This is a genomic window from Pseudomonas sp. WC2401 (assembly GCF_041200115.1).
GTDB lineage: Bacteria > Pseudomonadota > Gammaproteobacteria > Pseudomonadales > Pseudomonadaceae > Aquipseudomonas > Aquipseudomonas fragi.
This window is the reverse complement of sequence record NZ_CP165623.1, coordinates 2,551,779-2,571,246: the sequence shown is the minus strand read 5'-3', so window position 1 is coordinate 2,571,246 and position 19,468 is coordinate 2,551,779. Positions and strand designations below refer to the sequence as shown.

Below are 19,468 nucleotides of genomic sequence, written 5' to 3'. Positions count from 1 at the left end.
GGAAGATCCCCACAACCGTGAGGCAATCACCGTGATCAAGTCCCTGAATCATTTACCGCATCCGCACGAAAATGCGCAGGTGCTGGCCAGCCATTTTACCGATCTGGCCCCTCCCCTCAGCGCTCGCCAGGCCGTACTGGAAAGCTCACGCTGCCTGTACTGCTACGACGCGCCGTGCGTCAACGCCTGCCCCAGCGACATCGATATCCCGTCGTTTATTCGCAATATTCAGCAGGAAAACGTCCAGGGTGCAGCGCAGAAAATTCTCTCGGCCAATATCCTCGGCGGCAGTTGTGCCCGGGTATGCCCGACTGAAGTGCTGTGCCAGCAAGCCTGCGTGCGCAACAACACGCAAGAGTGCGCGCCGGTGCTGATCGGTTTGTTACAGCGCTATGCCGTGGACCACGCACAGTTCAGCGAGCACCCCTTCAAGCGCGCCGCGCCCACCGGCAAACGCATCGCCGTGGTCGGTGCCGGGCCGGCTGGCCTGGCGTGTGCCCACCGCCTTGCGCTACACGGCCATGAGGTGGTGATTTTCGAAGCCCGGGACAAATCCGGCGGGCTCAATGAGTACGGGATTGCCAAATATAAGCTGGTGGACGATTTTGCCCAGCGTGAAGTGGATTTCGTGCTGCAGGTCGGCGGCATTGAAGTGCGCCACGGCCAGCGCCTGGGCGACAACCTGAGCCTGAGCGAGCTGCATGCGCAATTCGATTCGGTATTCCTCGGCCTGGGGCTGGCAGCCAGTCGCCAGCTGGGCCTGCCCCACGAAGACGCGCCAGGGCTGTTGGCCGCCACTGACTACATCCGCGAACTGCGCCAGAGCGACGATTTGACCCAATTACCCCTGGCCGAGCGCTGCATTGTGCTGGGCGCCGGCAACACGGCCATCGACATGGCGGTGCAAATGGCCCGGCTGGGCGCCCGGGAAGTGAACCTCGTGTATCGCCGCGGGCTTGAGGACATGGGCGCCACCGCGCACGAGCAGGACATTGCCAAGGCCAATCAGGTGCGGCTGATGACCTGGGCGCAGCCACAGGACGTGTTGCTGGACAACACCGGCAAGGTGCGCGGCATGCGCTTTGCCCGCACACGTCTGGAGAACGGGCACCTGGTGACCACCGGCGAAACCTTCGAGCTGGCCGCAGACGCGGTGTTCAAGGCCATCGGCCAGACCTTTGACGATGCCACCCTCAGCGATCCACTGGCGCAAGCGCTCATCCGCGTGGGCGATCGCATCGAAGTGGACGAACAACTGCGCACCAGCGTGCCCGGAATCTATGCCGGGGGCGACTGCACCTCCCTGGGGCAAGACCTGACCGTACAGGCCGTACAACACGGCAAGCTGGCCGCAGAAGCCATGCATGCCCAACTCATGCTTGATCAGGAGGCTGCGTAAATGGCCGATCTTTCAATTGTTTTCGCCGGCATCAAGGCGCCCAACCCTTTCTGGCTGGCTTCCGCGCCACCTACCGATAAAGCCTACAACGTGGTGCGCGCCTATGAGGCGGGCTGGGGTGGCGTGGTCTGGAAAACCCTGGGTGAAGACCCTGCAGCGGTCAACGTGTCGTCCCGCTACTCGGCACACTTCGGTCCCAACCGCGAAGTAATGGGCATCAACAATATAGAACTGATTACCGACCGCTCCCTTGAAATCAACCTGCGCGAAATAACCCAGGTCAAGAAGGACTGGCCGGACCGGGCCCTGATCGTGTCCCTGATGGTGCCCTGCGAAGAAGAGTCGTGGAAATATATCCTGCCACTGGTGGAAGCCACGGGTGCCGACGGCATCGAGCTGAATTTCGGTTGCCCCCACGGCATGCCAGAGCGCGGCATGGGCGCGGCCGTAGGCCAGGTGCCCGAGTACGTGGAAATGGTCACACGCTGGTGCAAGACCTACTGTTCACTGCCGGTGATCGTCAAGCTGACACCCAATATCACCGATGTTCGCCTTAGCGCCCGGGCCGCCCACCGTGGCGGGGCCGATGCGGTGTCGTTGATCAACACCATCAACTCGATCACCAGCGTCGACCTGGAGCGCATGGTGGCATTGCCGATGGTGGGCAGCCAAAGCACGCATGGCGGTTATTGCGGCTCGGCAGTCAAGCCGATTGCACTGAACATGGTCGCCGAAATCGCCCGCGACCCGCTGACCAAAGGCCTGCCCATCTGCGGGATCGGCGGCATTGGCAGTTGGCGCGATGCAGCAGAATTTATCGCCCTGGGTTGTGGCGCTGTTCAGGTGTGTACCGCCGCGATGCTCCACGGATTTCGGATTGTGGACGAGATGAAGGATGGTTTATCACGCTGGATGGACAGTCAGGGCTATACCAGCCTGGATGATTTCTCCGGCCGTGCGGTAGGCAATACCACTGACTGGAAATATCTGGATATCAATTATCAGGTTATCGCCAAGATCGACCAGGACGCCTGTATTGGTTGCGGACGCTGCCATATTGCCTGTGAAGACACCTCGCACCAGGCGATTGCCAGTTTGAAGCAGGCTGACGGCACACACCGTTACGAAGTAATCGACGATGAATGCGTGGGCTGCAACCTGTGCCAGATCACCTGCCCGGTGCAGGACTGTATCGAGATGGTGCCGCATAACAATGGCCTGCCATTTCTGGACTGGAACCATGATCCGCGTAACCCGTATTGCGTGGTTTGAAATGTGGCTGGCGTGATTGACCGCAGTGCCCCTGTCGCAGGCAAGCAAGCTCTCACAGGTATTGTGGGAGCGGGCTTGCTCGCGATGGCATCACCCCGGTGTACCGGACACACCGCATCGCCTGCATCGCGAGCAAGCCCGTTCCCACACGATCGATAAGCAATGTTGCTTACGGCTCCAGCCCGATCCCGCGCAGGATCACGCTGGTGACGGTCTGCACCGCACGCTCAAACTGGATATCGGACAACGGCTGGTGATCGTTGATGATCATCACTTGATGGTCAAAGTCAGCGTAATGCTGGGTTGATGCCCAGATCATGTACAGCAAACTGGACGGCTCCACAGGCAGAATTCGCTTGTCCTGCACCCATTGGCGAATTTTCGCTTCCTTCATCTTGGCCCAGTCGTACAGGCTGGCATCCAGCGCCAGGCCCAGGGTCGGCGCGCCGTGGATCATTTCATTGGCCCAGACTTTAGAACCGTGCGGCCGGGTACGCGAGTGGTTCATCTTGGCGCGGATATAACTGCTCAATACCAGGCGCGGATCATCATAAGTCTCGAAACACAGTGCATCCTGCTTCCACACCTCGAGCAACGCCAGCAATACCGCGCTGTACAGATCAGTCTTGGTGCTGAAGTAATAATGCAGGTTGGAGCGCGGCAACTGCACATGCGCTGCAATATCCGCCATTGCCGTACCTGCAAAGCCTTTTTCGGCAAAAACCTGTTCGGCCCCCAGAAGGATTTTTTCGACATTGCTGCGTCGAATTTCGATCTTGTGATTGCTCATGGCGATTGCCCTTACCGTCGTGCTGCTCTGTTGGACGCCGAGTGGGCAAAAAAATCCTGCACAAAGCGCCGAATAACCCCTGTGGCAGCTACGCTTAGGCGATTACCCGACGCTGCATCTGTTTATTTCGCGGCGGGCAATTCGATCACGTTGGTTTCAATGCCGTCCAGCTTGGGCTTGAGCTTCATCTTTTCCTGGGCCTCAAGCGCCTGGGCCTGGGTGGTAAACGGCCCGATCAGGAAGTGCTGCACACCGCCGTTCTCGTAAATGTAAGGAGTAAAACCGTTGTCAAGAAGCCTGCCGGTGGTGTCAGGAATGGTCGCTCTCTGGCCCTCGGTAATCTCCAAAGCCCAGTGCGCAACAGGGGCTTGGGCCATTGTTGCTTCAGAAGCTGCTTTAGCCCGCTGGATTTTATCGTTAGACTCCTGACCGCAAGCCGTCAAGGCCAAAATTGCTGTCATCACGATGACTATACGCACTGCGTTTCCCCTGTCTGTTTGAATGGGTAGATTTTATCACTGGGGCAGCGGCCTTGCTCTCCTTGAACAAATCCAAAGCGCCCCAATTTAAGGCTTATGCGCGAGAATTTTCCCCGTAAAGGGAATTAAACCTCTGGCCATGTCGTCTGTAATGAGCGGCGCAAAAATACGTACTTAGCAGTATTCTGTAGTCATGACCGAAGCCGCACCGTCTCAGAGACGTGCCTTACAAAGCCATCAAGGAGAAAAAAATGCTGATACTCACCCGCAAAGTTGGTGAAAGCATAAACATCGGTGACGATATTACGATCACTATTTTAGGTGTCAGCGGACAACAGGTCAGAATCGGCATCAATGCACCGAAGGATGTAGCCGTTCACCGTGAAGAAATTTACCAACGTATCCAGGCCGGCTTGAATGCACCTGAAAAGAACGAACAGCCATAAGCCTGTGAGGCATCAGCCCCAGGCTTGAGGTCAGGGCTGCTCAGCCAGCCCTCCTCAACGCATCTGCGCCCGGCACCTGCCACGGCACTGCTCCCCTTGCCACACCCTTCTCCTTTTCAAGAGATATGTCTTGTCGACTTGACCGTTTCACGGTTAGCGACCACGCTCATTCCTCGCAGAAGGCTCCAGACAGCTGAACCACTGCGCGCCAGGGTGTTTGCATTGTGACGCCTTGAGAAACTCCTCCACCCTTCAGCCCTTCGTCGGGCTGGACCTGTACCGTCAAGGAATGAAAGACATGTCCGATTTAATCGTAGTGGGATTTTCAGACACCGAAAAAGCAGACCGTGCTCTCACCAAGATGGTTTCGCTAAGCAAAGAGCACCTGGTAGAGCTGGAAGATGCGGTGATTGTGGTGCGTAATGCCGAAGGCAAGATTCATATCAAGCAAAGCGTCAACCTGACCGCGATCGGGGCCACTTCAGGCCTGGTCACCGGCGGCCTGTGGGGCGCGCTGGTCGGGCTGCTGTTTCTCAATCCCCTTGCAGGCTTTGCCATCGGTGGCGCGCTGGGTGCTGGCACTGGCGCCCTGTCAGGTTCGTTGAGCGATTACGGGATCGATGACGATTTCATCAAGTCATTGAGCGAAACCATTCCCAATGACTCCTCGGCCCTGTTCGTACTGCTGCGCAAGTTCCAGCCGGAAAAAGTGTTGAAGGAACTGGAAGACTCGGACTTCAAGGGCAAGGTCCTGCGCACCTCCCTGTCCCCGGAACAAGAGCAGAAGCTGCAGGACGCGCTGTCCAAAACCACGGCCGGCGTGCCTTTGGCAAAAACGGTTTAACCCCTGCAGGCCCATTCGACCGCCCTGCGCGGTCGAAACCCCGGGCCTCAGTTCAAGCGCACCGCCGTGCCCGTGGCAAATACCACCAGCATGCCGCCACGACCTGATGGCATGCTGATTTCAAAGTCCAGCCCCATGATCGCATCTGCTCCCAAGGCTTTTGCCCTGTCACGAATTTCGTCCGTGACCTCTGCGCGTGCTTCTTTCAGTGCTCGTTCCAGCGTCTGGGAGCGCCCACCAAAAAAGTCGCGAACTCCGGTAAAAAAATCCCGCACCACGTTAATGCCGTGGACCGATTCGGCACTGACAATCCCCAGGTATTCAGTGGCTTTTCTGCCGTCAATGCTGTGTGTAGTCGTGATGATCATGGCTCTGCCCCTTTTCTTTTTCAGTGACGGGCGAGGTTACCTTATCGCTGCCGCGCTCACTGCTGCTACTGTAACCGGAGTTAACTGAAGGCGCTTTTAATTACACAGCCAGGGCTACTATGCTTAAAGTAGAACAACCAAAAGACGTAAGAGTTGGGACGCCTCGCTCGCTGCTGACCTGAATTCAAAAGCTGCGCCAAGCAATTTTTCGACCCCGCTCAAGGAAGCTCGCAATGGTCCAAAGACAAGTCATCAACGCCTCGGTCAGTCCGAAAGGCAGTCTGGAAACACTTTCCCAACGTGAAGTACAACAGCTGAGTGAGGTTGGCTCAGGCACCAGCTACACGCTTTTCCGCCAGTGCGTACTGGCCATCCTGAACACCGGCGCCCACGTCGATAACGCCAAGACCATCCTTGAGGCCTACCAGGATTTCGAGGTGCGGATCCACCAGCAAGACCGCGGTGTGCGCCTTGAACTGCTCAACGCCCCCGCCGATGCATTTGTCGATGGCGAAATGATCGCCAGTACCCGTGAGATGCTCTTCAGCGCCCTGCGCGATATCGTCTATACCCAGAGCGGCCTGGACAGCCCGCGCATTGACCTGAGCAGCTCTGCCGGCATCACCGACTACGTCTTCCACTTGCTGCGCAACGCCCGCACGCTGCGCCCGGGTGTCGAACCGAAAATCGTGGTGTGCTGGGGCGGCCACTCAATCAATACCGAAGAATACAAGTACACCAAAAAGGTCGGCCACGAACTGGGCCTGCGCAGCCTGGATATCTGTACCGGTTGCGGTCCCGGCGTGATGAAAGGGCCGATGAAGGGCGCGACCATTTCCCACGCCAAACAACGTCTGACCGGTGGCCGCTACCTGGGTCTGACCGAGCCGGGCATCATTGCGGCCGAAGCGCCGAACCCCATCGTCAACGAACTGGTCATTCTGCCGGATATCGAAAAACGGCTTGAAGCCTTTGTCCGCGTCGGTCACGGGGTGATCATCTTCCCCGGCGGTGCCGGCACTGCGGAAGAGTTCCTGTACCTGCTGGGCATTCTGATGCATCCGGAGAACAGGGATGTACCCTTCCCGGTTGTGCTCACCGGCCCCAAGGAAGCCGAACCTTACCTGCAGCAACTGCATGAGTTCGTCGGCGCGACCCTGGGTGAAGAAGCACAACAGCAGTATCAGATCATCATCGACAACCCGGCCGAAGTGGCTCGCCATATGATTGCCGGGCTCAAGGCAGTAAAACAGTTCCGTCGCGAGCGCAACGACGCTTTCCACTTCAACTGGCTACTGAAAATCGACGAAGGCTTCCAGCGCCCGTTCGACCCGACCCACGCCAATATGGCCAGCCTGAAACTGCGCAGCGACATGCCGGCGCATGAATTGGCCATCAACCTGCGCCAGGCCTTTTCCGGGATTGTCTCGGGTAACGTCAAAGAGAAAGGCATCCACCTGATCGAGCAATACGGGCCTTACGAGATCCACGGTGACGCTGCCGTGATGAAGCCGCTGGACAAATTGCTGCAAGCCTTTGTCGAGCAACACCGCATGAAACTGCCAGGCGGCGCGGCCTATGAGCCGTGCTATCGCGTCGTCAGCTGACCTTCACCGTTACAGGGCTTGCCACGCGAAACGCGTCGCCGCAGGGCGCACCTCGCCTGGCCAGCCCCTTGAGGCGTTACTTCAGTGGCGCATACTTTTTCACTTCAACAATCCACTGCGGGTCAAGCCGGGTCTGCCCGGGGTCGATGCCCAGTGCTTCAAGGCGCGCCTTGTGCAAGTCAATCTCGCGCACCATCTGGCTTAATGCACTGGAGTTGGCATCCAGTTGATACATCTGGGTTACGCCCAGGTGATAAAAGCGCAGCAGTTTCAGCGCCGCCACATTCCCCGCCATCACCCCTGCCGTTACATGGTGCATGACATTGGTCACCTTCATCAGGCTGCGCTTGAGTTGCCAGCCATAGACCGCCGCGGCCATCCAGGGTTGTGTCCAGAACAGATAACGCACCAGCAACGCCGTCGCGATCAGGGCGACAATGACCCCGGCCAGGTTCAGGCGAAAATTGTCGCCACCTGCCACGCCCAGCACCATCACCGCCAGCCCGGACACCAGCAGCGCCAGCACGATAAAGGTCAGCGCGATATACAGTGTGCTGCGGCGAGTTTGCTGGCGATAGGTTTCAGGGTTTATCGGTTTTAGTTCAAACATCACTGTTTTATGACTCCAGAATGACGGGGCAACATGCGCCGGCATTATGGCCTGTTAAACGTGTTCAGGCGCGCAATAAACCCAGCGCCTGGTGATACAGCGCCAGGCGCTGGGCCTGACCGTTGAGGCCGCCATTGATGGCCCGGGTAACCCGGTCAAAGTCATCCCCGTCGGCCAGCGCATTAACGTTGCGCGAGTCCCAGTACCAACCCGCCGATTCCACCGCCCATTGCCATTCCTGGAGCAATTGCGGGTTAGTCAACAGGCGCATGTCGCCAAACAGCCCGAGGCTGCACAGCCGGTAATTGGTCTTGCCGGTGATCTGGATCAAGCCACGCCCCCGATACCGCCAGCCATCCCCCGAGTCCTGCGAACCATTGCCCAGGCGATCACTGTAGACCCGGTTGGCGATAGCCTCGGGCCTGCGCTGGAGCACCAGCGCATCGGCATTGGGCACCCGTCGCGAGCGATTGCCCTGGCTGCTCATGACGTAGCTGCCGTCCGCATTCTTTTGCGCAAAACGTGCGCCCCAGGTGGCCGCCAGGCCATCGGCGCTGTAGTTGAGGTTTTCCACCAGTGTGCTGAAGCCTGCGCTTTCATGCCCCACCTGGGCGAGAAATGCGGCAAGGCGCCGGGGGGTGTTGATCTGTCGCCGGCGCGTCGCGGCCTGCACAAAGGGCAGGTACAGGTCCACGGTGCCAGCACTTTTGGGAAACAGTTGCAGCATGATTTCGCGGGTTAACATGATGACTTACTCTTGCTGAATGAACTTGAAAGTGAATCACCCAAAACCCGCCCCTGCGGCCATGAACAACAGTATTAGACCGAGACGACTTGAGTTACGGAAAACACTTACAACTCACCCTTAAACTGCACTGATAGAAACGTCCCTGCCGTTGACTTATAGAGAACCGGATAAACAACACCCTGATATTTTTATACTCAAACAGCCCATACCTGTTTGTAGAACAGGCCTCTGCATATGCCGAATAAAAGGCAATGGACACCCAAGACGCAAACTCATGATTTGCGCCCTTAACAATTTCATCTTGTTATAAATTAAGACTAAGCGAGGCCCACAACCTGTCAAACACCTTCCATCCCCACGAATAAAGGTCAACCATCATTCAACTATTCGTTTGAGGCACTTTACTCCACCCGCCTCACCGAACGATTTTGCCTGTTGACCCAGGGATCTTGCGCGAGGCATTTGTAATGCCAAAGTGTTCCATCCACAACCCGGCACCTTTAGCCTGCCACCGGAATCATGCGCTGCGGCTTGACCGACTTGTATGAAAAGCTCGAATAGATTTCCTTCACCGCAGGCAAGGCTTGCAACACTTCGCGGGCAAACTCGCCGAAGGACTCCAGATCCCTGGCCACCACTTCCAGTAAAAAATCATAACGCCCCGAAATGTTGTGGCAGGCCACGATTTCTGGAATATCCAGCAAACGCTGCTCAAAACTTCTGGCCACCTCCTGGGAATGGGAGGCCATCATGATGCTGACAAATGCCGTCACCCCATAGCCCAACGCCTTGGGCGAAAGAATCGCCTGGTAACCGGTGATCACACCACTGTCCTCAAGCATTTTTACCCGCCGCCAACAGGGCGAGGTGGTCAATGCAACGCTCTCGGCCAGTTGTGCCACCGTGAGCCGGGCATTGCCCTGCAATGCCACGAGCAAGGCCTTGTCGCTTCTGTCCAGGGCGTTTGGCATAAATTGCCTCCAGGTTCGATCGTGGCTGTTTTTTGTTCTAATAAGTGCCGTATTTACCAGCAAATTGGGCATTTACCGCGTTCATTTAAAGCATAGCATTGTAGGAAATATCGGAGAGTTCAACATGAACGATAAAAACAACAACTTCGGCTTTTCTACCCGCGCTATCCATTACGGTTACAACCCGCTGGAAAACCACGGTGCGGTTATCCCCCCTGTTTATATGACCTCAACTTTTGCCTTTGCCACGGCTGAATATGGTGCGGGCTGTTTTTCCGGTGAAGAGCACGGGCATTTTTATACGCGTATCTCCAACCCGACCCTGGCACTGCTGGAAACACGCATGGCGGCGCTGGAAAACGGCGAAGCGGGTGTTGCCTTCAGCTCCGGCATGGGTGCGATTGCCGCCACCTTCTGGACCCTGCTGCGCCCTGGCGATGAAATCATCGTCAACCGTACCCTGTATGGCTGCACCTTTGCCCTGCTGCACCACGGCATCGGTGAGTTCGGGGTAGTGGTCAAGCATGTGGACATGGCCAACCCGGCTGAGCTGGAAGCGGCGATCAGCCCCGCAACGCGGATGATCTACTTCGAAACGCCGGCCAACCCGAACATGCAACTGGTGGATATCGCTGCGGTCTGCAGCATTGCCCAGCGCCGCAGCGACGTCCTGGTGGTTATCGACAACACCTATTGCACCCCGTACCTGCAACGCCCGCTGGAGCTGGGCGCCGACGTGGTGGTGCATTCAGCCACCAAGTACCTGAGCGGGCACAGTGATATCACCGCGGGCATCGTGGTCACGCGCAAGGCGCTGGCCGACCGGATCCGCCTGCAGGGCCTCAAGGACTTGACCGGTGCAGTACTGTCGCCCCATGACGCACACCTGCTGATGCGCGGCATCAAAACCCTGGCCTTGCGCATGGATCGCCATTGCAGCAGCGCCCAGACCATTGCGCAGATGTTGCAGGATCACCCTGCCGTGGAATGGGTGGCCTACCCTGGCCTGCCCAACTTCGCACAGTACGAACTGGCGTGCCGGCAAATGAAATTGCCGGGCGGGATGATTGCCTTTGAACTCAAGGGCGGCATGACCGCGGGCCAGCGCTTTATGAATGCCCTGCAGCTGTTCAGCCGGGCTGTGAGCCTGGGGGGTGCCGAATCACTGGCGCAGCATCCGGCGAGCATGACTCACTCCACCTATACCCTGGAGGAGCGGGCACGGCACGGGATCAGTGAAGGGTTGGTACGCCTGGCGGTGGGCCTGGAGGATGTTGCCGATTTGCTGGCGGATATAGAGCAGGCGTTGTAGGGCAGCGCTGATCCCGACCGTAGCAGCTGACGAGCGGAGCGAGGCTGCGTTCGGCGTGATACGGCACCCGACGCAGTCGTCGCAAAACCGGACACTGCGGTGTGTCAGTTAACCCTGACACTCAGGGTTTACGACGACTGCGTCGTCGAACGCAGCCTCGCTCCGCTCGTCAGCTGCTACACGCAGTGTGAGGACAGGATGAAATATCAACCCGGCGGAATGGTCGCCAAAATACCGATGCCAATGGTCAGCACCAAAAAACCGCCCAAAAACCAAGCCATCTTGTTCATGATGTTTTCCCGTCAGTCGTTCGTAATAAAACAGGCGCAGACCATCAACCGGGCACACACATGTGCTGCTGTGTACTCGCGTCCTTGTCTGTCTCGAAAGGTTGAGGAGAATTTTGCGCCGCTGCCTGCATACATAACAGGCGCAGTTAAAGTGAAAAAATACGGATCAGATGCCCGGCAGCACAAAATGTTCAGGCACAACGCTGCGCTGGTATTCGCCCACCACCGCCTGGCTCAGGCTGACCACCGCTTCATTAAGCTCCAACCCCGCCCCTGTGCGCCAACTGGCGTATACCGCAAAGCCCGGCGCCGTCTCGATCGGCAAGGCAATCATGGCCCCGCTCTGCAATTCGCGGCTGACCAGCACCGGCGGCAAGGCGCCGATACCAAATCCGTCGGCTACCAGTTTGATAATCGCCGCCACCGAGTTGATGCAGCTGATTCGCGGCGCGGCAATGCCTTGCTGGTGCAGAAAGTTGAGCATGTCCTGATGCGGCCGTGACAAGCGCGAAAAGGTCAGCAGGCGCTCCTCACAGAGGTCCGCCAGGTCGACGTAACTGCGGTCCAGGGCAGCCCCCCTGGCGACAATCCAGCTCAGCGGGTAGCTGGCCAGTTGCACATTGCGCACGCCGTCGGCGCGCAGCAAGTCAGTCTGGAAAATCAGGTCCAGCTGCCCTTTGAGCAATTGCTCATTAAGGTTCAGCGCCGTATCGGCGGTCAGCTCGACTTCAACCTGAGGGTAGTCGCGGCTCAGGGCGCTGATCAGGTCCCCCAGCCAGCTATGAATCACGGTGTCCATCACCCCGATGCGCAGGCGCCCGGCAAAGCTGTCCGCCTGCCCCAGCGATTGCAGCAGGCGTTGCTGGGTGGCCAGCATTTCTTCGGCATAGCCCAGTACCTGATGGCCTTCGCGGGTGAGGTTGACCCCGCGCGAGTCGCGCTGGAACAACTGCACGCCCAGCTCGGTTTCAAGCACCGAAATGCGACTGGAGATGGCTGCCTGGGTGCTGGATAACTTTTCGGCGGTCAGACGAAAACTGCCCAGGCGCGCCACCCAGACAAATGTAAGTAGAAATCGCATATTCATGGAGCACGCCTCACCCAAGCAAAACCAGGGCATCACTGTAAACCCTTGCCGCAGTGACAGGCCAGTCGGCTTAAGTCGGTGATTGATAAAACTTTTTTGTTCAGTGGTGACAACTTTTATTGACTGGACGCACACCCCAAAACCACCAACCCTATCGGTCAATGAGGCCCATAGGGTTTCAACAATAAAAAAACACGCTGAGTCCGGCAGCGTACCGATTTTTCGAAAGTGTGCCTGACCGCTTTCGACTTGCTCACGCCAGCCTGCCCTGGTGCTGCAGCAACCAGCTAAAGGGATTGCCCCCTCATGCAAACCGCCGTAAACCTCTGGCCCTTGATTGGCGTGTTCGTCATCATCATTGGCTTTGTGCTGCGCTTTAATCCGTTGCTGGTGGTCAGCGCGGCCGCCATCGTCACCGGCCTTGCCGCCAACTTCCCGCTGGAAAAAATCATCAGCGAAATGGGCGAAGGGTTTCTGCAAACCCGTGCCCTGCAGTTGATCCTGTTGTTGCCCCTGGCCGTTATCGGCCTGCTGGAACGTCATGGCCTGCGCCTGCATGCGCAAAACTGGATTGCCAGTTTCCAGCGCGCCACGGTCGGGCGCTTGCTGATCATGTACCTGTTTGTGCGCGAGACTACCGCCGCCGTTGGCTTGACCAGCCTGGGCGGGCACCCGCAAATGGTCCGTCCGCTGCTGGCTCCGATGGCCGAGGGCGCCGCCGAGAACAAGTACGGCAAACTGCCTGCCCCCGTGCGCCAGAAAGTGCTGGCCATGTGCGCCGCCACCGACAACATCGGTTTGTTTTTTGGCGAAGACGTATTTGTGGCCTTTGGTGCGATCGCGCTGATGCACACCTTCCTGCTCGGCTCCGGGCTGGATGTCGAGCCGCTGCATATTGCTTTCTGGGGGATTCCGACGGCGATTTGCGCCTTTATCGTGCATGCCCTGCGCCTGTATCGCTTTGACCTGATGCTGGAGCGCAGCATGGCCGAAGTAGCCCGCGAAGACGCTGACGCTGCTCAGGAGCTGGCACGATGATTATCTCTATCGAATATTTCTACTGGCTGGCCGGGGTTCTGCTGCTGATCACCGCGGGCATGATCCTGACCGACCGCACCCACCCCAAACGCTGGACCAGTGGCCTGTTCTGGGCGTTGTTCGCCCTGGTGTTCCTGATTGGCGATCGGCTTTCGCCGTTCGTGGTAGGTATCGGCGTGCTGGTCATGGCCGGCATTGCAGGCATTGGCGGCGTTGGCCGTGGTACCCACGCCGAGTTGCATGTCAAGGCTGCGCGGGCCAGTGCCGGGCGTCTGGGGCACAAGCTGTTTATCCCGGCACTGTCGATTCCTCTGGTGACAGTGATTGGTTCGATCCTGCTGAAAAACACCCAGATCGGTGGCGTGCCGCTGCTTGACCCGAAAAACACCACGTTCGTGTCCCTGGGCATCGGCTGCATGATGGCCCTGGTGCTGGCCTGCATTCTCACCCGCGACACCCCGCTGCAAGGCTTGCGTGAATCACGCCGCCTGACCGAAGCACTGGGCTGGACCATGGTGCTGCCGCAAATGCTGGCCATGCTGGGCCTGCTGTTCAATGACGCCGGGGTCGGTACCGCCGTTGCCCACGTCACCACCGCCTATATAAACATGGACTATCGTCTGGTCGCGGTGATGGTCTATGTGCTGGGCATGGCGCTGTTTACCGTGATCATGGGTAACGGCTTTGCCGCCTTCCCGGTGATGACCGGCGGTGTCGGCGTACCGGTGCTGGTGGGCATGTACGATGCCAACCCGGCGGTGATGGCGGCGATCGGCATGTTCTCCGGCTACTGCGGCACGCTGATGACGCCGATGGCGGCCAACTTCAATATCGTGCCCGTGGCCCTGCTGGAACTGCCGGACAAATACGCGGTGATCAAGGCGCAAATGCCCACCGCGCTGATGATGCTGGTGGTCAATATCGTGCTTCTTTATACGCTGATGTGAGGCCCTGATGCGCACTGTACTGCTGACCGGTTTTGAACCGTTCGACCAAGACACCGTCAACCCGTCCTGGGAGGCCGTGCGCCTTTTGGACGGCACCGTGCAGGGCGATGCTCGCATCGTCGCCCGGCAGTTGCCCTGCGCGTTTGCTGCAGCGCCCGAGCGCCTGTATCAGTTGCTGGAGGAATTCACCCCGGCGCTGGTGATCGCCGTCGGGCTTGGCCCCGGCCGCACAGACATCAGCCTCGAGCGGGTAGCGATCAATATCAACGACGCCCGCATCCCTGACAACCTGGGCTATCAGCCGATTGATATAGCGGTGGTGGAGCAAGGGCCTGCGGCGTATTTCAGCACCCTGGCGATCAAGGCAATGGTGCGTGCACTGAGGGCGGCGGGTATTCCGGCGTCGGTGTCGCACACGGCAGGTACTTTCGTCTGCAATCAGGTGTTCTATTGCCTGCAACATGCATTGGCCGGGTCGGGGGTGCGCAGCGGTTTTATCCATGTACCGGCATTGCCGCAACAGGCAGTGGCCGCGGGCGGGCCGTCCATGGCCCTCTCGACCCAGGTCGAAGGGCTGCGCCTTGCCGTGGTGACGGCCCTGAACAGCGAGCACGATGTGCAGGAAAGCGGCGGGCAAGTCTGCTGACGCGCCTGAGAGATGACTGGTGGTTATCAGCCAATCAGCATTCGTCATTGGGCAGTGCCCGCGACAAAAACTACAGTGGTCGCAACAAGGGGCCTTGAAGGCTCGTTGCCGGAATAGCTGCAGCGCAGCATCCCCTGTAGCAGCTGCCGAAGGAACGAGGCTGCGTCCGGCGGCGAAGCCGTCGTAAAGTCAGGTTGTGCGATAGTCCAGTTAAATCCTGCAACCCGCATTTACGAGTGCTTCGTCGCAGTGGCGCACCATCTCGGACGCAGCCTCGTTCCTTCGGCAGCTGCTACGTCCACCCTAAGGAAATCCATATGCCCACCATCACCGGCCAGAACTTCATCGGCGGCCAGCGCAGCGGCGCTGGCAGTGTTCATCTGCACAGCGTGGACGCCAGCACCGGCGAAACACTGCCTTACACCTTTGTCCAGGCCACCGAGGCCGAAGTCAATGCGGCGGTCGGTGCCGCCAATAGCGCCTTCCCGGCCTTTCGCAGCTTGCCGGCCACACGCCGGGCCGAATTTCTGGAAGCCATCGCCGATGAAATCGACGCCCTGGGTGACGACTTTGTCGCCATCGTCTGTCGTGAAACCGCCCTGCCTGCCGCCCGTATCCAGGGCGAGCGCGGACGCACCAGCGGGCAAATGCGCCTGTTCGCCAACGTACTGCGCCGGGGCGACTTTTATGGCGCGCGCATCGATCAGGCGCTGCCGGACCGTCAGCCCCTGCCTCGCGCAGACTTGCGCCAGTGCCGCATCGGCGTAGGCCCGGTCGCCGTGTTTGGCGCCAGCAACTTCCCGCTGGCGTTCTCCACCGCTGGCGGTGACACCGCTTCGGCACTGGCCGCAGGTTGCCCGGTGGTATTCAAGGCCCACAGCGGGCATATGGCAACTGCTGAGCAGGTGGCCCTGGCCATAGTGCGCGCTGCCGAACGCACCGCAATGCCCGCCGGTGTATTCAACATGATCTACGGCGCGGGTGTGGGCGCAGCGCTGGTCAAGCATCCGGCCATTCAGGCCGTCGGCTTTACCGGTTCGTTGTCCGGTGGCCGCGCCCTGTGCGATATGGCCGCCGCCAGGCCCCAGCCAATCCCGGTATTCGCCGAGATGTCGAGCATCAACCCGGTGCTGGTATTGCCACAGGCTTTGCTGGCCCGTGGCGAGCAGATCGCAAAGGAGCTGGGCGGTTCCGTGATGCTAGGCGCGGGTCAGTTCTGCACCAGCCCGGGTCTGGTGCTGGGTATCCGCTCCCCTGAATTCAGTGGTTTTATCACCGCGCTAGGCCAGTTCTTCAGCGCTCAACCGGCGCAAACACTGCTCAACGCCGGGGGCCTGGCCAGTTACAGCAAAGGCATCCAGCGTCTGGCCCAGGTCGATGGCATTCGCCACCTTGCCGGTGCGCCGCAACAGGGCAACCAGGCCAGCCCGCAGCTGTTCCAGGCCAGTGCCAGCCTGTTGATCGGCGGTGCCGAGGTGTTGCAGGAGGAAGTATTCGGGCCGACCACCCTGGTGGTCGAGGTCGCGGACAAGGCACAGTTGCTGCAAGCGCTGCACAGCCTGCATGGCCAGCTGACAGCCACACTGATTGCTGAATCCGCCGACCTTGAGGCCTTCGCCGAGGTGGTGCCAGTGCTGGAACACAAGGCCGGGCGCCTGCTGCTCAATGGCTACCCCACCGGGGTCGAGGTGTGTGACGCGATGGTGCATGGCGGGCCATACCCGGCGACATCCGATGCGCGTGGCACCTCGGTGGGAACGTTGGCCATCGATCGCTTTCTGCGCCCGGTGTGCTACCAGAACTACCCTGACAGCCTGCTGCCGGATGCGCTGAAAAACGCCAACCCGCTGGGGATCGAACGTCTGGTCAACGGCAGCCACAGCCGCAACCCGCTGGATCACTGATCGGCGGCGTAAATCACGGTCTGGGCGCTGTGTCCCGGCACCTGCTTGAGGGTGAAGTAGGTGTCGCCCTCATCGGTCAGGATCTCGTAACCGGCCTTGCTGGCGACACGATTGTTGACGCTGACATGCTTGATGATTTTCGACACCCGCTGGAACTTCACTGTCTGGGTGCCGTTCTGAGCGGGCCCGGTGAGCACATTGACGCTTTGAAACCAGCCCTGGTTCTTTTTGTTCGCCACCAGGGTACTGGTCAGCGCCTCAAAGCGTTCAAGGCGGGTAAACCCCCACAGCGTCTGTTCTTCAACCGTTTGACCGAGTGCTCCGGCACCGGTAAATACAAACAGGTTGATAGCCGGATTGTCTTCACAGAAAAAGTCGTAAGGCACCAGGCCATCGACCATTTTCTTGCCGGCAACGAAGCCTTTTTTATGCACCAGAAACATGGCCACTTCCACTCGATATAGAGTGTCAAAGTCTACGCGGGCGTGGCGTACAGGGCCGTCAAGGCAGTGTAATTTCGTGTAAAGATCAAACACCGAACGCCGCTGTAGCCAATGTAGCCGCTGACGAGCGAAGCGAGGCTGCGAAAAGGACCGAAGGGCCTTCAAAAAGCCGGGGCCGCTTCGCAGCCCATCGCAGCCTCGCTGCGCTCGTCAGCGGCTACAGCGATAGTGGCAAGGTGATTGCCACGCTCAGGCCACCACCCGGCAGGTTGCTCGCCTTGATGCTGCCGCCGTGCATTTCCACCGCCCTTGAGGCAATCGCCAGACCCAGGCCAAAACCGCTACCCGCTTCGCCGGTGCCGCGCTCGAACGGGTCGAAAATCCTCTGCAACCGCGACTCCTCGACACCCGGCCCCTCATCGCTGATCCTCACCGTCAGGCAGTGCCCCGCCGGGCTGGCTTCGGCCACGACCCACACCGCCGTGTCCGACCGGGTATGGCGTACCGCATTGCGGATCACATTCTCAAAGCAGCGATACAGCAACTCGCCACTGACCTGGCTGACAAAGGACGGACACCCCTGCAAGATGACCCGACAGCCCTTGATGCCCGCTTCGAACTGCGCGTCTTCGACGATCAAGTGCAGCAGTTCGATGATGTCCACCGGCTCGCGCGCGATGCTCTCGGGCCGACCCTGCACCCGGGCCAGGGTCAGCAGGGCTTCGATCAGGGTGTCCATGCGCTGCGATTCGCGCTCGATGCGTTCAACCATATCGGCACGGGCCGGGTTTTGATGCAACAAGCCAATGGCGGCCTGCATGCGCGTCAGGGGCGAACGCAATTCATGGGAGATGTCATGCAGCAAGTGTTGCTGGGCATCAACCAGCAGCTTGAGTTGATTGGCCATACGATCGCAGTCTTCAGCCAGATCGACAATTTCATCGCGCCGCGCGCCCATAAACGGTTTTACCCGGGTTTCGAATCGCCCTTGGGCCACATCACTCATCGCCCGGCGCAAATAGGCCAGGGGCCAGGCCAGATAAAAAGCCATAAAGCTACTGAACAGCGCGCTCATCACGGTGCCGATAAGCAACGGCATCAACCCCGGCCCGCCTTCCCCGCCGCCACCATTGCCGGGCACCCGCGTCGACCTGAGCGACAGGATGAGGCCTTCCTTGCTGATCACCGTACGCTCGAACGCCGGGCGCACAATCGGCAACCCGGCCAGCAATTGCCCGTCGCTGTCATACACTGCAATGGCCTCGTCATCGGGGTGGTGCCACACCTGCAGCAACTGTTTGCCAGCCTCGACACCGAACTGGCGCAGCAACTGTTCCTCGCTTTCAAGGATGGTGTCCAGATGCGGATTGCCAGGGCCCTGGCGGCTCAAGGTGATAATGCCGATACCAACAAAAAACGTCAGGCTTGTAGCCAGCCAGAAGGCCAGGAACAGTTTCCAGAACAACCGGCTGGGTTTCATCATTCCGCGATCAACAGATAACCGAGCCCGCGCACGCTCTGGATCCAGGCCTTGGCGTCAGGGCGGGGGCCCAGTTTTTGCCGGATACTGCTGATATGCACGTCGATACGCCGGTCATAGCGGGTCAACGGACAGCCCAGGGCATTGAGCGACAGGTCCTGCTTGCTCACCACTTGCCCGGCACTGCGGGCCAGTTCTTCGAGCAGGCTGAATTCGGTACTGGTCACCCCCAGCTCACGGCCCTGCCACATTGCCTGGCGCTTGCCGGGCCACAACACCAGCGGGCCGGTCTTGATCACTTCGGTGGTGGCCTGCCCGCCCGGTTGCACCCGGCGCATGATTGCACGCAGGCGCGCCACCAGTTCGCCCGGCGAGCTGGGTTTGGGCACATAGTCGTCGGCACCGAGTTCAAGGCCGGTGATGCGATCGATGTTGTCACCGCGGGCGGTGAGCAACACCACCGGCACCTGGCTGCGGGCACGAATGCGCCGCAGTACTTCAATCCCGGAAAGCCGGGGCAGCATCACGTCCAGCACCACGATGCTGAACTGCCCCGACAGCGCCTGCACTTCGCCCTCCTCGCCGGTATGCACCGCCGTCGCCTCAAAGCCTTCGCGCTCCAGATACTCACTGAGCAAACCGGTCAGTTCCTGGTCATCGTCGACGAGCAATACACGGATCATGGCGAACTCTTGAAGGGGGGATCTACGCATTATCGTCATTGCGGCCCGCAGCGTCATTGCCCGCGGCCAACCTTTACCTAACTTGACACTCGGTTAACCGCACC

Annotated in this window: 20 protein-coding genes; 10 read left to right on the top strand and 10 right to left on the bottom strand. The window is 59.3% G+C overall.

Annotated features, from left to right (window positions below; genetic code table 11):
- Positions 1-31 precede the first annotated feature (31 nt).
- Both AB3G35_RS11755 and preA read left to right on the top strand, forming a co-directional pair.
- Entirely contained in the window at positions 32-1,399 is a 1,368-nt protein-coding gene (locus AB3G35_RS11755; protein WP_369782701.1) for an NAD(P)-dependent oxidoreductase, read from the top strand.
- The gene (gene preA, locus AB3G35_RS11750) at positions 1,400-2,671 is read left to right on the top strand and encodes an NAD-dependent dihydropyrimidine dehydrogenase subunit PreA (RefSeq protein ID WP_106116145.1); all 1,272 of its coding nucleotides are present in this window, start codon (positions 1,400-1,402) and stop codon (positions 2,669-2,671) included.
- Positions 2,672-2,840: 169 nt separating this feature from the next.
- Here the strand turns inward: preA and AB3G35_RS11745 are convergent, their stop codons facing one another.
- Entirely contained in the window at positions 2,841-3,461 is a 621-nt protein-coding gene (locus AB3G35_RS11745) for a TetR/AcrR family transcriptional regulator (protein WP_016780421.1), read from the bottom strand.
- Positions 3,462-3,583: 122 nt separating this feature from the next.
- The gene (locus tag AB3G35_RS11740) at positions 3,584-3,940 is read right to left on the bottom strand and encodes a hypothetical protein (protein WP_095040734.1); all 357 of its coding nucleotides are present in this window, start codon (positions 3,938-3,940) and stop codon (positions 3,584-3,586) included.
- Between the two features lie 251 nt (positions 3,941-4,191).
- Here AB3G35_RS11740 and csrA point away from each other — a divergent pair, with 251 nt between their 5' ends.
- Complete coding sequence (csrA, locus tag AB3G35_RS11735) at positions 4,192-4,386, top strand: carbon storage regulator CsrA (RefSeq protein ID WP_016780419.1); 195 nt, start codon at positions 4,192-4,194, stop codon at positions 4,384-4,386.
- Positions 4,387-4,684: 298 nt separating this feature from the next.
- Positions 4,685-5,230 carry a DUF1269 domain-containing protein gene (locus AB3G35_RS11730; protein WP_016780418.1) on the top strand — a complete coding sequence of 182 codons (546 nt, stop codon included), beginning with the start codon at positions 4,685-4,687 and terminating at the stop codon, positions 5,228-5,230.
- Between the two features lie 47 nt (positions 5,231-5,277).
- Here the strand turns inward: AB3G35_RS11730 and AB3G35_RS11725 are convergent, their stop codons facing one another.
- Positions 5,278-5,598 carry a YbjQ family protein gene (locus tag AB3G35_RS11725; protein ID WP_016780417.1) on the bottom strand — a complete coding sequence of 107 codons (321 nt, stop codon included), beginning with the start codon at positions 5,596-5,598 and terminating at the stop codon, positions 5,278-5,280.
- Positions 5,599-5,831: 233 nt separating this feature from the next.
- Here AB3G35_RS11725 and ppnN point away from each other — a divergent pair, with 233 nt between their 5' ends.
- Complete coding sequence (ppnN, locus tag AB3G35_RS11720; protein ID WP_016780416.1) at positions 5,832-7,205, top strand: nucleotide 5'-monophosphate nucleosidase PpnN; 1,374 nt, start codon at positions 5,832-5,834, stop codon at positions 7,203-7,205.
- Between the two features lie 76 nt (positions 7,206-7,281).
- Here ppnN and AB3G35_RS11715 read toward each other — a convergent pair whose 3' ends face one another.
- The 3 genes from AB3G35_RS11715 to AB3G35_RS11705 all read right to left on the bottom strand — a co-directional run bounded on the left by AB3G35_RS11715 (position 7,282) and on the right by AB3G35_RS11705 (position 9,534).
- Positions 7,282-7,815: a DUF3087 domain-containing protein gene (locus AB3G35_RS11715; RefSeq protein ID WP_016780415.1), complete on the bottom strand. Its 534-nt coding sequence runs from the start codon at positions 7,813-7,815 to the stop codon at positions 7,282-7,284.
- A gap of 64 nt (positions 7,816-7,879) precedes the next feature.
- Positions 7,880-8,560, bottom strand: a complete 681-nt coding sequence (locus AB3G35_RS11710; protein ID WP_016780414.1) for a glycoside hydrolase family 19 protein — start codon at positions 8,558-8,560, stop codon at positions 7,880-7,882.
- Between the two features lie 503 nt (positions 8,561-9,063).
- Positions 9,064-9,534 carry an Lrp/AsnC family transcriptional regulator gene (locus tag AB3G35_RS11705; protein WP_086796287.1) on the bottom strand — a complete coding sequence of 157 codons (471 nt, stop codon included), beginning with the start codon at positions 9,532-9,534 and terminating at the stop codon, positions 9,064-9,066.
- A 124-nt stretch (positions 9,535-9,658) separates the two neighbouring features.
- Here AB3G35_RS11705 and AB3G35_RS11700 point away from each other — a divergent pair, with 124 nt between their 5' ends.
- Positions 9,659-10,846 carry a methionine gamma-lyase gene (locus AB3G35_RS11700; RefSeq protein WP_016780412.1) on the top strand — a complete coding sequence of 396 codons (1,188 nt, stop codon included), beginning with the start codon at positions 9,659-9,661 and terminating at the stop codon, positions 10,844-10,846.
- Positions 10,847-11,302: 456 nt separating this feature from the next.
- Here the strand turns inward: AB3G35_RS11700 and AB3G35_RS11695 are convergent, their stop codons facing one another.
- Positions 11,303-12,223, bottom strand: coding sequence for a LysR family transcriptional regulator (locus tag AB3G35_RS11695; RefSeq protein WP_106116142.1), 921 nt, complete (start codon positions 12,221-12,223; stop codon positions 11,303-11,305).
- Positions 12,224-12,529: 306 nt separating this feature from the next.
- Between AB3G35_RS11695 and AB3G35_RS11690 the strand changes: the two genes are divergently transcribed.
- The 4 genes from AB3G35_RS11690 to AB3G35_RS11675 all read left to right on the top strand — a co-directional run bounded on the left by AB3G35_RS11690 (position 12,530) and on the right by AB3G35_RS11675 (position 16,758).
- Entirely contained in the window at positions 12,530-13,261 is a 732-nt protein-coding gene (locus AB3G35_RS11690) for a DUF969 domain-containing protein (RefSeq protein ID WP_016780410.1), read from the top strand.
- Positions 13,258-14,208: a DUF979 domain-containing protein gene (locus AB3G35_RS11685; RefSeq protein ID WP_369782699.1), complete on the top strand. Its 951-nt coding sequence runs from the start codon at positions 13,258-13,260 to the stop codon at positions 14,206-14,208. Before AB3G35_RS11690 ends, AB3G35_RS11685 begins: the two co-directional genes overlap by 4 nt.
- Positions 14,209-14,215: 7 nt before the next feature.
- Positions 14,216-14,854: a pyroglutamyl-peptidase I gene (gene pcp, locus AB3G35_RS11680; RefSeq protein WP_095041129.1), complete on the top strand. Its 639-nt coding sequence runs from the start codon at positions 14,216-14,218 to the stop codon at positions 14,852-14,854.
- 317 nt (positions 14,855-15,171) lie between these two features.
- Entirely contained in the window at positions 15,172-16,758 is a 1,587-nt protein-coding gene (locus tag AB3G35_RS11675; protein WP_016780407.1) for an aldehyde dehydrogenase (NADP(+)), read from the top strand.
- Here AB3G35_RS11675 and AB3G35_RS11670 read toward each other — a convergent pair.
- From AB3G35_RS11670 to AB3G35_RS11660, 3 genes are all read right to left on the bottom strand, one after another.
- The gene (locus AB3G35_RS11670; protein WP_095041127.1) at positions 16,752-17,201 is read right to left on the bottom strand and encodes a hypothetical protein; all 450 of its coding nucleotides are present in this window, start codon (positions 17,199-17,201) and stop codon (positions 16,752-16,754) included. The genes AB3G35_RS11675 and AB3G35_RS11670 overlap by 7 nt on opposite strands.
- A 217-nt stretch (positions 17,202-17,418) precedes the next feature.
- Positions 17,419-18,684, bottom strand: a complete 1,266-nt coding sequence (locus AB3G35_RS11665; RefSeq protein ID WP_324708084.1) for an ATP-binding protein — start codon at positions 18,682-18,684, stop codon at positions 17,419-17,421.
- Positions 18,681-19,364, bottom strand: a complete 684-nt coding sequence (locus AB3G35_RS11660) for a response regulator transcription factor (protein ID WP_016780403.1) — start codon at positions 19,362-19,364, stop codon at positions 18,681-18,683. The genes AB3G35_RS11665 and AB3G35_RS11660 overlap by 4 nt, the downstream gene beginning before the upstream one ends.
- Between the last annotated feature and the right edge of the window lie 104 nt (positions 19,365-19,468).

Bases quoted from the DNA above. Each gene is read 5' to 3' on its own strand.
- preA (WP_106116145.1), top strand. From the start codon at position 1,400: ATGGCCGATCTTTCAATTGTTTTCGCCGGCATCAAGGCGCCCAACCCT.
- AB3G35_RS11745 (WP_016780421.1), bottom strand. From the start codon at position 3,461: ATGAGCAATCACAAGATCGAAATTCGACGCAGCAATGTCGAAAAAATC.
- csrA (WP_016780419.1), top strand. From the start codon at position 4,192: ATGCTGATACTCACCCGCAAAGTTGGTGAAAGCATAAACATCGGTGAC.
- AB3G35_RS11730 (WP_016780418.1), top strand. From the start codon at position 4,685: ATGTCCGATTTAATCGTAGTGGGATTTTCAGACACCGAAAAAGCAGAC.
- AB3G35_RS11725 (WP_016780417.1), bottom strand. From the start codon at position 5,598: ATGATCATCACGACTACACACAGCATTGACGGCAGAAAAGCCACTGAA.
- ppnN (WP_016780416.1), top strand. From the start codon at position 5,832: ATGGTCCAAAGACAAGTCATCAACGCCTCGGTCAGTCCGAAAGGCAGT.
- AB3G35_RS11715 (WP_016780415.1), bottom strand. From the start codon at position 7,815: ATGTTTGAACTAAAACCGATAAACCCTGAAACCTATCGCCAGCAAACT.
- AB3G35_RS11710 (WP_016780414.1), bottom strand. From the start codon at position 8,560: ATGTTAACCCGCGAAATCATGCTGCAACTGTTTCCCAAAAGTGCTGGC.
- AB3G35_RS11705 (WP_086796287.1), bottom strand. From the start codon at position 9,534: ATGCCAAACGCCCTGGACAGAAGCGACAAGGCCTTGCTCGTGGCATTG.
- AB3G35_RS11700 (WP_016780412.1), top strand. From the start codon at position 9,659: ATGAACGATAAAAACAACAACTTCGGCTTTTCTACCCGCGCTATCCAT.
- AB3G35_RS11695 (WP_106116142.1), bottom strand. From the start codon at position 12,223: ATGAATATGCGATTTCTACTTACATTTGTCTGGGTGGCGCGCCTGGGC.
- AB3G35_RS11690 (WP_016780410.1), top strand. From the start codon at position 12,530: ATGCAAACCGCCGTAAACCTCTGGCCCTTGATTGGCGTGTTCGTCATC.
- AB3G35_RS11685 (WP_369782699.1), top strand. From the start codon at position 13,258: ATGATTATCTCTATCGAATATTTCTACTGGCTGGCCGGGGTTCTGCTG.
- pcp (WP_095041129.1), top strand. From the start codon at position 14,216: ATGCGCACTGTACTGCTGACCGGTTTTGAACCGTTCGACCAAGACACC.
- AB3G35_RS11675 (WP_016780407.1), top strand. From the start codon at position 15,172: ATGCCCACCATCACCGGCCAGAACTTCATCGGCGGCCAGCGCAGCGGC.
- AB3G35_RS11670 (WP_095041127.1), bottom strand. From the start codon at position 17,201: ATGTTTCTGGTGCATAAAAAAGGCTTCGTTGCCGGCAAGAAAATGGTC.
- AB3G35_RS11665 (WP_324708084.1), bottom strand. From the start codon at position 18,684: ATGATGAAACCCAGCCGGTTGTTCTGGAAACTGTTCCTGGCCTTCTGG.
- AB3G35_RS11660 (WP_016780403.1), bottom strand. From the start codon at position 19,364: ATGATCCGTGTATTGCTCGTCGACGATGACCAGGAACTGACCGGTTTG.